Genomic DNA, 13,841 nt, shown 5'->3' on the forward strand with positions numbered 1-13,841 from the left:
AATTTTACATATCTACTTATAATGCGAGTTAATCAGTTGTAATAACATATTAAAAAATTTTCTATTACTCATTTCTAAAATACTGAAATAATCTTTATTTTATATATATCACACAAAATAAAAAGCCCTTGATTTATTTAAATCAAGGGCTGATAAATAAATTTTATATTAATTTTTTATGTGACTTCTAACTCTTCTATAAATTTAAAATCAACAGGAACAACTTGAGAAACACCATGTCTCATTGTTATTCCATGAAAAATCTCACCTATTTCCATCATCAATTTATTGTGCGTTATTATTATAAATTGCGTTTTTTGAGCATGATTTTTTATCAGCTTTGCAAGTTTCCCTGCATTTATATCATCAAGAGGCGCATCTATTTCATCCAATAAATAAAAAGGACTCGGATTAACATTCATTAGAGCAAATAAAAATGCAGAAGTTATTAAAGCTTTCTCTCCCCCAGAGAATAATTGTAATTTTTGAAAATTTCTACCGGGTTTCTTTACAGATATTTCAACTCCTTTTTCAAATGCTTTACCTTCTCCAACCATTTTTAACACTCCATCTCCGCCAACAAACAATTCTTTTATAAATTGCCCAAATTTTTCATTAACAAGATTGAATGTATTTAAATATTTTTCTTCAGCTTCATTATCTATCTTTTCTATACCTTCTTTTAGAGATTTTATTGATTGTAAGATATCTTCTTTTTGTTTTCGTCTATCGTCTAATTCACTTTTTACCATTTCGTATTCATCTAAAACTCCCAAATCAACACTACCTATATGTTTCAATGCTTTTTTTATGTCTTCTATTCTTCTTTCAAGAGCTAATATTTCCATTTCAGATAATTCTTCATATATAAAATCAGACAATTCTATACCAACATTTTTAGCCTTTTCTATTAAAAAGTCTTTTTCATGTTTTAAATTTTGTATTTCCAAATCCAGATCATGGGATATATTTTTTAATTCATCAATCTTATCTTTTAATTCATTTTTTTTGTGCTCATATTTTTCAAGTTCGCTAAATTTTTCAGTTTTTCCTTCTCTACTCATTTTCAACATTTTAAATGCATTTTCTATTTCGTTATTCATGGATTTTATTTCTTTTTCATACTCCACTAAATCGCTTTTTTTCCTGTTTATCTGCGTTTTTAATTCGTTTAATAGATTATTTATCTCTTCTATTGTATTATTTATTGTATTTATCTCATTTTTTATTTTTGTTTTTTCAGAGGAATATTCGAATATTTTTGTTTCTATTGAGTTTTTGTATAGATTCAATTCATCTAATTTTGCTATTTTTAACCGCAGTTCCTCATGCGTTGTGTGATTTGTTTTCTCTATTTCAGATATTTTTTTTTCTAAATAATTTATTTTTTCTGTGTTTTCTAAAATCATATTATCAATATCAACTAATTCTTCTTTTATTTCTTCTTTTCGTATTTCATAAGAATCTATCCTACTTATAATCTCATTATATCTTTTTCTGGCAGATTCGTAATTGTTTTTAAATTCTTTATATGAATTCGCTCCATTTAATCTATTATATTTTATTTCATTCAGTTTATCCTCCAGTTTTTTTAATTCTAAGGAATTCTTTTTATATTCGTATTCTACTTTTTTTAATTCTTCTTCTTTTACCTTTATCTCCTCTTCAATTTCTTTTAAATTTTCTTTTAAATCCTGTAATTCTCTTTTTCTTGACAATAATAACGTTGAATTATTTCCTTTTGATTTACCACCTGTTATCGCTCCTGATGTATTTATTATTTCTCCATCAATAGTGGCTATAGTCAAAGAAATATTTTTATAATTGTTTTTAATGTTTAAAGCGGTATTTAGCGCATCGACTACAACGGCATTACCAAATATATATTGTATTGCTTTTTCATAATCTTTTTTATAATTTATTAAATCTATAATATATCCATAAAATCCTGGCTCATTGCTTAATTCTTTATATTTTTTTATCCTTGGATTGATTAAGTCAAGAGGAATAAATGTGATCCTCCCAGCTTGTTCCGCTTTTAAATAATTTATATATGTTGATACATATCTTGAATTTTTTACAACTACATTTTGCAATCTATACCCTGCAACCATCATCACTGCTGTTTCAAGTTCTTCAGGAACTTCTATCAAATTTAAAACAACATCTATTAAATTTTCCTCTTTATGAAATGCTTCAAATAATTTTTTTATAGCAAAAGAAAATCCTTCATATTCTGTAATTTGAAATGACAGATTTTGTATTTTTCTCTCTGTTATATCTTTATCATGTTTTAGCTTTTTCAAATAATTATATATATTAGTTAATTTAGTATGTAATTCTTCCACTACTGTATTTTTTTCATATATTTCTGCATTTAATTTTTCCTCTTTTTTTGTTATTGTTTTTAATTCTGTTTCAATCCTTTTTAAATTTTTTTCGAGCTTTTCTATAGTTTTTTCAAGATTATCTTTTTCTACATTTAAGAAATTTAATCTCTCTTCTTTATCAGCCAGTTCATTAATTAATTTATTTTTTTTACTTTCAAGATTTTTTAATTCATTATTTGTCTTTTTTATATTTTCTTTTAACTCTGTCAATTTATTCATTTCTTCTGAAATAGAACTCTCTATTTTTCTTTTTTCTTCTTCTATTGTTTTAATCTCTTTTATATACGTTTCAATCTCACTTTCATATTTCCCAAGCAAATCATTTATTTCTCCATATCTTTTTTTGTTTTTTTGCAAATCTTCTTCAAATCTTTTTCTTTCCCAATCCTTTTCAACAATTTTAGAATTTAAATCATTAATCTCTTTCTCAAGATGTAATTTCATTTCTTCATATGATTTTAATCTCTGTCTGAAATTTTCGATCTTTTCTCCATATATTGATAATTGCTCTTCCTTTTCCTCAATTTCTTTTCTCAACTCTTTATATAATCTCTCCACTTCAAAGCTTTCAGAAAGATACTCTTTTATTTTCAACCTGTTATTTTTTATTTTATCTTCTATATCTTTCATTTTTTTGTCTATAGATAGACTTTTCGCTCCATAGTATTTTGTTCCTATAACCTTTAATTCATTATTATATTCTACATGCTTTTTTGCTCTTGAAGCTCTGTTGGACAACGATCTAACTCTTTTTTCAACTTCATATAAAACATCATTTAGTCTTTCTAAATTTTCTTTTGTTTGATTTAACATTTTCAATGCAATTTCTTTCTTATCCAGATATATTTTTATTCCAGCTGCATCCTCTATTATAGTTCTTAATTGATCTGAAGAAGCTGAAACTAATTCTCTAACCTGATCTTGAGATATAATCGAATAAAAAGATTTTCCCACACCTGATCCACCAATAACATCAAAAATATCTTTTAATCTGGCATTTCTATTATCTATTTTATATTGAGTTTTCCCGTCTATTGTTAGTATTTTACCTATTGTTCTGATTTTTCCCTTTATATCTTTTATTTTTATAAAAACCTCTGCTTTTTTTGATGGTGGATATTTTTCTGATCCTCCAAATATAACATCGTATTTTTCCGAAATCCTTATCTGTTTAGAAGAATGTTCTCCAAGAAGCCATCTTAAAGCATCAACTATGTTGGATTTTCCTGAACCATTTGGTCCAACTACGCTAACAATATTTGCATTTAGATTTAATATTGTATTTTTTGCAAAACTTTTAAAACCCTTAATGCGCATTTCTAATAAATTCAAAACTAAAACCCCCTTATTCTTTTATATTATATCATATTTTAGACACTGGAATTTCATATTTTTATTTTAAAATAATAATAGAATGTTCAGAAAGTATATCTATAAATAATAGAAAATATTAAACTTTGGAGGGATATATATGGATAGATTGGAATTTTTCACAATTACAGGAGAAGATGGCAATGAATATAATTTTATGTTTGTGGAAGAATTAAATATTGAAGGCAAAAAATACTGGATCTGCTATGAAGCTTTTAGAGAAGAAGATAGTGAAGACATTATCCTGGGAGATACTGTAGCTTTTAAGGTTAATGAAAATAATGGCGAGTTGTTTTTAGATGCTGTTGAAGATGATGATGAACTGGAAAAGGTTGAAGAAGAATGGAAAAAAATCATGGACAGCGTTGATATTGATGAAAATGAAGACTTTATTATGCTTGATGATGAGTAATTATTAAAATTTTCAAAAAAGTTTTGGGGGTGATGGATTTCAAAAATAAATTATTCGATATCGCATATTTAATTCGTACTTTTGATGAGCCAATTTTTAAAAAAAATATCGAATTATACAAAAAAAATAATATTATACCTCAGTTAACCTGCATATTGACTTCTGATGATGCTGGAAGTATTTCTTACGCAAAAGGAATTAAGAATATCTGTAAAAAATACAATATAAATTTTGTTCTTGATAATGTTTCGAGCAAATTAGAATTGGAGAAAAAAATTATGTATTATAATAATGACAATAATACTCACGGTATTATTGTCATGTATCCCACTCCATTTAATATAAAAGATACCTATTTTATGAATTTAGTGTCCATCGAAAAAGATGTTGAGGGATTAAATCACGAATATATGGGGTATCTGGTTCAACATGAATTTTATAGTGACAATGAGAATTTAAGAAAATTGGTTATACCTCCTACTGCGAAAGGAATATTATATGTATTAAAAAGAAATTATTTGGTTTATGAAAATTATTTTAAAATTAACGGAATATACCCAGATAATTTATTTGAAAATCCGTTCAAATTAGAAGGTAAAAAAATTGTAGTTATTAATGATTCTCTTGCTGTTGGAAGGTCTCTTGCTTTGATGATGTTAAATGAAAACGCAAGTGTTAGAGTTTGTCAAAAATATACAGATTATGAGGATATTATGAAATTTGTTTCTATTTCTGATATAATTATTTCTGCTGTTCCTTCAGAAAAATTTAGAATACCAACAAAATATATACCAGGAAATTCTATTGTTTTTGATATAGCTTTCGAAGGAAATTTTGAATATCCTGATGTGTTCGATAAAGTTTTTAAAATTTCTCCAAAATGGAATTTAGTAAAAAAAGGAAATAGAATAAATGATATGACATTGCACAGACTAATTTCTAACCTTTTTTATCTTGTGAACAGAAAATTGCCAGAAAATGATTTAAGAGAGTTAAAGAATTTTGAAAAAAAATATTCAAAAGGCGGGGATTTAAGTTGAAGAAAAGTATTCTTATTATATTAATTACTGCAATTTCTTTAATAACTTATGGTTTTAATTTTTCGTTACGAATGGACAATAATATGAATAATATAAAATCATTTCAAGGTTTTACTTTTAAAGTTACACATGATTTTAAAGGTTTTAATTTTTTAGGAGAATTAAATGCTTATAATGATGACAAATACAATTTAAGCGGGTTAGAAAATGCTTTTTATGAAGGCTATTATTTCTATATGAAAAATGGTGGAGTTTCTATTGATTTTGACAATTATAAATTAAGATTTGGACGATTGCAACATTATGATATTGTAGATTCACCATATTCATTGTACATTTCCTCTAAAGGATTATCATCTGTTATTATAGATTTCAATTATGAAGATGAATCGTTTTTTTATGAAACAAGATATATTGAATTAAACAGGCAGTCTCAACTGGGTTATAAAGATAGAGGAGCAAATTTTAAAACGTACGGAATAAAATTTGGGAACTTTAGATTTGCATATGAAGAATCAGCCGTTTATGTAAATACAGCATTTGATATAGAATATTTTTTAAATGTAATACCAAACTTTTTTGTTCAATATGTAAATATATCTTCTGGAAAACCATGGTATCATGGATATAACGCAAATTCAATAATAGGGTTTATGTTAGACTATAAAAATGAAAACCTTTATTATTATGGTCAAATTTTGGTTGATGATATAAATGCAAATAGAATTTTAGATCCAGAGGCTTACCAAAATCCGGATAAAATCGCATGGAGTTTTGGAGGTAAAATAAAAACAAAGTATGGTGCATTTGGATTATACAGTGCAGGATCTACCAAATATACCTTTCAACCGTCTGGAAATGGAACAAATAAATATTATGGATATACATATTATCCTGATGTTGATATTAATGGGAAAACAATACCTAATGAAGAGAATTATATAGGATATTATAATGGTGAAAACAATATAGCGTTTATGGCGACATATGAAAATAAAATTCAAAATATGAATATAAATGGAAGTTTTGAATATGTTATTTCTGGAAGTAAATCACCGGCAAATCCATGGGGAGAATATACAACATGGACAGAAGGAGGTCAGGGAACAAAATTTTTAGATGATAAAATATTAGAGCATAAATATGATTTTAATTTAAAAGTTGATTATCCTTTTTATGGATTAAAAATATTTAATAGTATGAATTTGAGATATACGAAAAACAAATTAGAACTTGTGGATACCTCAGAAAGCGACAATTATGATATGAAAATGTTTAAACCATCAAATAAGGATGAATTTTATTATAACTTTAATATTGGGGCGGAATATAGATTTTAAGTATATAGGTGAAAATAATGAAAGACATTAGATGGATTCAAAGATTTAAAAATTTTAAAAAAGTTTTGAATCAATTAAGTAATGCAGTTAAGCTTTCAAAAGAAAGAGAGCTTTCTATATTGGAAAAGCAAGGATTAATTCAAAGTTTTGAATATACACATGAATTAGCCTGGAAAATATTGAAAGATTTTTTTGAGAATAAAGGAAACTTTAATATATATGGTTCAAGAGATGCGATAAGAGAAGTTTTTAAAAATGGGATTATAATTAATGGAGATATATGGATGAAAATGATATTAAGTAGAAATTTGACGAGCCATACTTATGACGAAAGTACAGCAGATGAAATAGTTGATTTAATTATTAATCTTTATTATGATGAATTTAAAAAATTAATTCAAAAATTAGAAAGTTTAAAAAGGAATGAGGATTAATGAAATTTGGAATAAAAGAAAAGCTCTGGAAAGATCTTATTAAAATATTTTCTAACAACAAAAAAATAAAAAAGGTTGTTTTATTTGGCTCAAGAGCAAAGGAAATTTTTAAAAATGGTTCGGATATAGATATAGCACTATATGGAGAAGATCTAAACATAAATGATATTATCTCAATTCAGGTTGAAATTGAAAAACTTGAAATTCCATATGGAATAGATTTAATAATTTATAATAAAATAGATAGCAAAGAACTAAAAGAGCATATAGATAGTGTTGGTAAGATTTTATATAAAAGAGATTGATTAAATTTTCATAAGTAAAATATGGCCATGAACCACGGCCATATTTTATAATTATTCTTTATTTAATTTTGCAAAATACAGAAGTTCTGCTTCTATAAATCCATCTAAATCACCATCTAATACAGCATCAGCGTTTGATGTTTCGTAATTTGTTCTATGATCCTTAACCATTTTATAAGGATACAACACATAAGATCTTATTTGATTTCCCCATGATATATCCTTCATATCACCCATTAACTTTAATTTTTCTTCCATTTTCTTTTTCATTTCAAGTTCAAAAAGTCTGGCTTTTAAAATTTGCAAGGCTGTTGCTTTATTCTGATGTTGAGATCGCTCATTTTGACAGGCAACCACAATACCTGTAGGTAAATGAGTTATTCTAACAGCAGAGTCTGTTTTATTAACATGTTGTCCTCCTGCACCTCCAGCTCTATAAGTATCTATTTTTAAATCATCTGGTCTTATTTCTATATCAATATCTTCATCTAATTCTGGAGTTACTGAAACGGATGCAAAGGAAGTGTGTCTCCTATTTGCAGCATCAAAAGGAGAAACTCTAACTAATCTATGAACTCCTGATTCGTATTTTAATTTTCCATAAACAAAGGATCCATTTATCTTTATTGTAACACTTTTTATTCCGGCTTCATCACCAGGCAAATAATCTATTATCTCTATTTTATATGAATTCTTTTCTGCCCATCTTGTATACATTCTAAGTAACATATCTGCCCAATCATGTGATTCTGTCCCTCCTGCTCCTGGATGAATCGTTAAAAATACATTATTTGAGTCATATTTTCCAGATAATAACATTGCCAGTTCAAAACTTTTTACCTTTGTTTCTATTTCTTTAAGTATTTCAAGAGCCTGTTCATCCATTGAAGGGTCTTCCTCACTAAATTCTATAGCAACCTGAAGATCTTCAAATAAAGATTGGAGATTTTCAAATTCTTCTCTTTCATTCTTTAAGTGTTGTAATTCTCTCGATATTTTTTCTGCACGTCTTTGATCATTCCAGAAATCCGGATCTGTCATATTTTTTTCCAACTCATTTATTCTCGAATTTGTTTTATTTATATCAAAAAGATTCTGAAGATTTTTAAATTTCTCATGTAATTCATCAATTTTTACCTTAACTTCATAATCAAGCATTTTTTCACCTCTTTATTCTAATTCTCTTATGAGTTTTCTTTTTCTCTTTTCTTTTTTCTGCTCTATTTATTACACTTGTATCATTATGAACAAAATTCAATTGATGTATCTTCTTTTTTGTTTCCTCCTCTTCTTTTGATGTATCCACTTTTATTATTCTTAACAAGTAAGAAACAGTGTCATCATATATATTACTTATTAATTCTTCAAATAGAATATATGATTCCTTTTTAAATTCCATTGCCGGATCTTTTTGCCCATAGGCTCTTAAACTAACGGCCTCTTTTAAATGCTCTGTTGCTTCAAGATGTTTCCTCCATCTTTCATCAATTATTCTGAGCATTATAAATTTAGCTATTCTCTGGAACTCATCTCCAAAATCATTCTTTTTTGAACGATATTTATCCCATAATATTTTAAATACCTTATCCTTACATTCTTCAATACTGTCATATTCTACCTTTTCAACTACACCAAACATCTGCAATTTTTTCATTAATTCTTCTTTATCCACAAATTCCTCTTCATTTATGGAAGATTCAACAAGTCTATCGACAACATCCTCAAATATTTCCTTTAAATGTTCATCATAATCTTCCTGTCCTAATATCCAATCCCTATGAGAATATATTGATGATCTTTGATAATCCATAATAGAATCGAGTTCAAAAAGTCTTTTTCTTATAGAAAAATGTATTCCTTCTACTCTTTTCTGCGCATCTCTTATTATTTTACTCAGCAACGAATGTTCAATAGGTTGTCCATCTTCAATTTTTAAAGTATTCATTATATTTTTTAATTTATCGCCACCAAATAATCTTAATAAATCATCCTCAAAAGAAAGGAAAAATCTTGATTCGCCTGGATCTCCCTGCCTTCCAGAACGACCTATCAACTGATTGTCAATTCTCCTACTTTCATGTCTTTCAGTCCCTAATACATATAATCCACCTAATTCTACAACACCTTCACCTAATTTAATATCAGTTCCTCTACCTGCCATATTTGTGGCTATTGTTATCATACCTTTTTGTCCTGCTTGAGCAATAATTTCAGCTTCTTTTTCATGATATTTTGCATTTAATACATTATGAGGAATTCCTTCTTTTTTTAACATATGACTCAACAATTCACTTGTTTCTATAGAAGTTGTACCAACCAGCATTGGTTGCCCTTTTTTATGCCTATCCCTTATTTCTTTTACTACAGCATTCCACTTTTCCTTTTGTGTTTTATATATTAAATCATTTTTATCTTTTCTTATTACCGGCTTATTTGTTGGTATTACAACAACCTCACAATTGTAAATTTGTTTGAATTCATCTTCTTCAGTTTTTGCAGTACCTGTCATACCAGCTAATTTCTCATACATTCTAAAATAATTTTGAAATGTTATCGTTGCATATGTTAATGATTCTTCTTTGACTTTAACTCCTTCTTTGGCTTCAATTGCCTGATGCAATCCTTCAGAATATCTTCTTCCCTGCATCAATCTTCCAGTAAATTCATCAACTATTATAATCTCGCCATTTTGAATAATATAATCTTTATCTCTTTTAAAATAGTGTAAGGCTTTTAATGCATTTAATGTATGAAATAAGAAATGTATATTTTTAGGATCATATAAATTTTCTATTCCAAGCATCTTTTCCAATCTTGCTATACCATCATCAGTTAAAATTACAGCCTTACTTTTTTCATCCAGCGTAAAATCTTCATCTTTTCTTAATTTTCTTGCTATTGATGCAAATTTAGTATAAAGATGTGATGGAGTATCTGATGGCCCGGATATTATCAATGGTGTTCTTGCTTCATCTATTAATATGCTATCTGCTTCATCAACTATTACATAATGATGACCTCTTTGAACCTTATCTTTTAAATCATATACAAGGTTATCTCTTAAATAATCAAATCCAAATTCATTTGCTGTTCCATAAGTAACATCGCATTGATATGCTTTTTTTCTATCTTCGTTTTCCATTCCAGCTTGAATAAACCCGACACTTAAACCTAAAAATTTATATACTGGTCCCATCCATTGTGCATCCCTTTTTGCCAGATAATCATTATGTGTTGCAAGATGTACACCTTTTCCACTCAACGCATTTAAATATACCGGTAATGTCGCAACCAATGTTTTACCTTCACCTGTTTTCATTTCTGCTATATTACCTTCGTGTAATGCAATACCTCCCATTAATTGAACATCAAAATGCCTCATTTTTAAAACTCTTTTAGATGTTTCTCTTACTACAGCAAAGGCTTCTACCAATAAATCATCAACAGTTTCTCCATTTTTCAATCTTTCTTTAAATTCATCTGTTTTATTTTTTAATTCTTCATCCGTTAGTTTTTCCAGGGTATCTTCCAATAAATTGATTTTTTCTACAATCTTTTTATATTTATTCAAAACCCTTTTGTTTTTATCGAAAATCTTTGCTAATATACTCATATAAACACCTACCTTAATATTATTTTTTCTATAAATCTATTATTATCTGATGCATTAATTATTATAAATTCCCCCGGCACAGAATTTCCTATAAATTCTTCAAAAAACGCATTTATATTTGAATACCATATATACAAAATATTGTCCGGAATATCATTTGAATCGAAAATTCTTAAATTTGAAAACTTTTTTGAACTAACTATTAAATATTTCATCAAAGACGGAGCTATTGAAGATATTATCATACTATTTTTGTTTACATATAAATATACAGCAGAACCAATATTTTTATAATAAATAGAATAATAAAAATAGTTCCCAAGAGTTTTTCTTTCTATTCCCCATTTTTTCATTTTATCTTCTATTTTGTCAAGAAACACTTCTCCAGGAATAATTACAGAAATACCATCACCTTTTCTGGAAAAATATTCACTCAAATATATATTCCCCTCATATTTGATCGATTTTAAAATATACATTAATGAGTTACGAGAATATTCGTCTATAGGCGAAAATATCTTTGAAGTAATATTATAAACCTCCGATATCGCATTTAAATTCAGGTAAATTAATGAATCTCCAAAAATTTTATAATTTTTATCAAATCTTGATACGCTTATTATTTTTAATGAACTCTCTACATCAAAAATAATTTCTTTATTATAATAATTTATTTTTACATTTCCAGAAATATTATCAGAATATTTTGACATATATAATTTCTGGAATGGTTCAACTAAATAATTAAACTTCTGATTTTTAAATGATATATAAATATTATCTTTTATGTTCGATTTTATTAAATTAAAATCATCCAACAACTCAAATATCTTCTCTAAAGATATATAATCATTATAAAATATAGTATGTCCCCCTATAAAATAGACTTTTAAATTGAGCTCTTTTATTAAATATTCACCTGTCTGTTTAATATATTCTACCTCATAACTAAAAAGATTTTTTATCAAATTAATTAACTTTTCCCGATTATTGTAATCAGTTATTATATAACCATTAAACTTTTTAAGAAATTTTATTATATCCTGAACAGGATTTATCCAGAAAAAATCTTCAATATTGTATGATTTCTTTGAAATTATGAGAAAATTAGAAGAAATCAATTGATTTATATCTCCCTTTTCATCATTACCCAGATTTTTTGATAAATAATCATACAGTGATTCCTGACCAGCTCCTTCTTTTGAATATAAATATCTAAAAAATGATATATTGTTGAATAATTTATAATAAAATGCTTTAGGATTATTAAAATATATGTATAAATCAAAATTATCCAGTATCTTATAAGAATAAATTAATATCTGAATCAACAGGAAAAATATTAACAATATTTTTTTCATTAAATCACCTCATTTTCTGATATAATAAATTATATCAGAAAAAGTTTTTTAAAATATTTTTTTATTAAAAATATTTTTACAATTAAGGTGATAATATGGATAATACAACTATGGAAAAATTAAAAAAATATAAAAAGCATATTATGAATTCAAAATTTGACATAGGTTTTTTCTTTTTAATAGAAAATTTAAGCAAATTTATAGATTTAATAGATATTGATATATATATATCGGAAAACCCAGCATTTGTACCAGAAAACATATATAAAATAATCAATTTATCAGGAAAATTTAAAATGCTAAATTTAAGAAACATATTCATAACACACAGCCCTAAAAATCAAAAGGTTTGTTTCAGCTACAAAGACAAAAATATAATTTTTAATAATGATTTATTAATCAAAACAGAGAGCGATATCCTTCACTATATTATCCTAAATGCTTCGCAGTTCATATCACTTGAAATTATACATATTTTATTAAAAAGCAGTGCATTATCTTATATAATGTTAAACTCAAAAGAATTCTTAGAAGAAGCTACCAAAAAAGACACCGATATCAATAAATTAATTTATATATATTTAACTGTTATCACAATGAATTTTGGTGGTAATTTTAATAGAGCTATTTTATTTCAAAAAAAAGACGATACTTATGTGGTTTTAAGAGCACTTGGAAGCGCTGATGAAAAAGAAGCTCACCTAATTTGGGAACAACTGGAGAAAAACAATTATAGCTTTAAAGATATAATAAAAAATTTTAAACAAAAAGCATATTTTTCTTCATTGGAAAAAAGAATTAAAAATTTTAAATTAAGTAAATATACTATATTTAAATATAAATTATTTAAAGAATTTTTAGATTATGATACTGCAACAACTATACCTGCATCGGCGCTTCCAAAAAAATTAGTAAAAGAATTAGATATAATAGGAGAATGCGCCATTTGTTCTTTAAAGAGTGAAAATAAAGATTTTGGTTTTATATTGGTTGATAACAGATTTAATCACAAACCAATTTCAAATGAACAATTATATATTTTGGATTATTTTTCCAAACAAACTACTGTATTATGGGAAAATAAATTATTTATTGACACTTTAAAATTTGAAGCACAACAAGATTTTTTAACCGGATTTTATAACAGGAGGAGTTTGGACAAATTTATAGAATCTTTAACTCTATCAGGAAAATCTAAGATTGGTATTGTAATTATAGATATAGATTTTTTTAAAGAAATAAATGATACACATGGACATGATAAAGGTGATGAAATCATTAAAACATTATCAGAAATAATTTTTAAAAATATAAGAAGCGAAGACAAAGCTTTCAGATTTGGAGGGGATGAATTTCTATTAATTTTAGATGATATTGATGAAATAAATCTTTTTAGAATTATCAGAAGAATAAATATCGAATTTAGAGAAAAAACAGGAGCTTCTTTTTCCAGTGGAGGAATTGTATGTAAAAATAGTCAAAAAATTTATAAATGCATTAAAATTGCTGACAAATTATTATATAATGTAAAAAGAACTTCAAAAGGTCAAATTAAAATCAAGTAGCTCAAAAGAG

The 13,841-nt window shown here is 26.2% G+C and carries 10 protein-coding genes; 6 read left to right on the forward strand and 4 right to left on the reverse strand.

Annotated elements, in window-relative coordinates; translation table 11 throughout:
- Nucleotides 1-176 precede the first annotated feature (176 nt).
- A complete protein-coding gene (gene smc / locus XO12_RS06080; RefSeq protein WP_175419903.1) occupies nt 177-3,722 on the reverse strand; it encodes a chromosome segregation protein SMC in 3,546 nt (1,181 codons plus the stop codon).
- A 139-nt stretch (nt 3,723-3,861) separates the two neighbouring features.
- On the opposite strand from smc, the gene XO12_RS06085 reads away from it, so the two are divergent.
- The 5 genes from XO12_RS06085 to XO12_RS06105 are packed head-to-tail and all read left to right on the forward strand — an operon-like array spanning nt 3,862 to nt 7,292.
- Complete coding sequence (locus XO12_RS06085; RefSeq protein ID WP_047265810.1) at nt 3,862-4,173, forward strand: DUF1292 domain-containing protein; 312 nt, start codon at nt 3,862-3,864, stop codon at nt 4,171-4,173.
- Nucleotides 4,174-4,205: 32 nt separating this feature from the next.
- Nucleotides 4,206-5,213 carry a bifunctional 5,10-methylenetetrahydrofolate dehydrogenase/5,10-methenyltetrahydrofolate cyclohydrolase gene (locus tag XO12_RS06090; protein ID WP_175419904.1) on the forward strand — a complete coding sequence of 336 codons (1,008 nt, stop codon included), beginning with the start codon at nt 4,206-4,208 and terminating at the stop codon, nt 5,211-5,213.
- Nucleotides 5,210-6,553, forward strand: coding sequence for a hypothetical protein (locus tag XO12_RS06095; RefSeq protein ID WP_175419905.1), 1,344 nt, complete (start codon nt 5,210-5,212; stop codon nt 6,551-6,553). Before XO12_RS06090 ends, XO12_RS06095 begins: the two co-directional genes overlap by 4 nt.
- A gap of 17 nt (nt 6,554-6,570) precedes the next feature.
- Entirely contained in the window at nt 6,571-6,987 is a 417-nt protein-coding gene (locus XO12_RS06100) for a nucleotidyltransferase substrate binding protein (RefSeq protein ID WP_175419922.1), read from the forward strand.
- On the forward strand, nt 6,987-7,292 hold the full coding sequence (locus XO12_RS06105; protein ID WP_175419906.1) for a nucleotidyltransferase domain-containing protein: 306 nt from the start codon (nt 6,987-6,989) through the stop codon (nt 7,290-7,292). Before XO12_RS06100 ends, XO12_RS06105 begins: the two co-directional genes overlap by 1 nt.
- 51 nt (nt 7,293-7,343) lie before the next feature.
- Here XO12_RS06105 and prfB read toward each other — a convergent pair whose 3' ends face one another.
- The 3 genes from prfB to XO12_RS06120 are packed head-to-tail and all read right to left on the reverse strand — an operon-like array spanning nt 7,344 to nt 12,266.
- The gene (gene prfB, locus XO12_RS06110; protein ID WP_175419907.1) at nt 7,344-8,450 is read right to left on the reverse strand and encodes a peptide chain release factor 2; all 1,107 of its coding nucleotides are present in this window, start codon (nt 8,448-8,450) and stop codon (nt 7,344-7,346) included.
- Nucleotides 8,451-8,454: 4 nt separating this feature from the next.
- Nucleotides 8,455-10,905 carry a preprotein translocase subunit SecA gene (gene secA, locus XO12_RS06115; protein ID WP_047265408.1) on the reverse strand — a complete coding sequence of 817 codons (2,451 nt, stop codon included), beginning with the start codon at nt 10,903-10,905 and terminating at the stop codon, nt 8,455-8,457.
- Nucleotides 10,906-10,913: 8 nt separating this feature from the next.
- Nucleotides 10,914-12,266 (reverse strand): hypothetical protein, encoded by a 1,353-nt coding sequence (locus XO12_RS06120; RefSeq protein WP_047265409.1) that lies wholly within the window; start codon nt 12,264-12,266, stop codon nt 10,914-10,916.
- A gap of 95 nt (nt 12,267-12,361) precedes the next feature.
- Here XO12_RS06120 and XO12_RS06125 point away from each other — a divergent pair, with 95 nt between their 5' ends.
- Nucleotides 12,362-13,831: a GGDEF domain-containing protein gene (locus XO12_RS06125; RefSeq protein WP_175419908.1), complete on the forward strand. Its 1,470-nt coding sequence runs from the start codon at nt 12,362-12,364 to the stop codon at nt 13,829-13,831.
- Nucleotides 13,832-13,841: the final 10 nt, after the last annotated feature.

Origin of the sequence: Marinitoga sp. 1154, from assembly GCF_013363285.1 — a bacterium.
GTDB lineage: Bacteria > Thermotogota > Thermotogae > Petrotogales > Petrotogaceae > Marinitoga.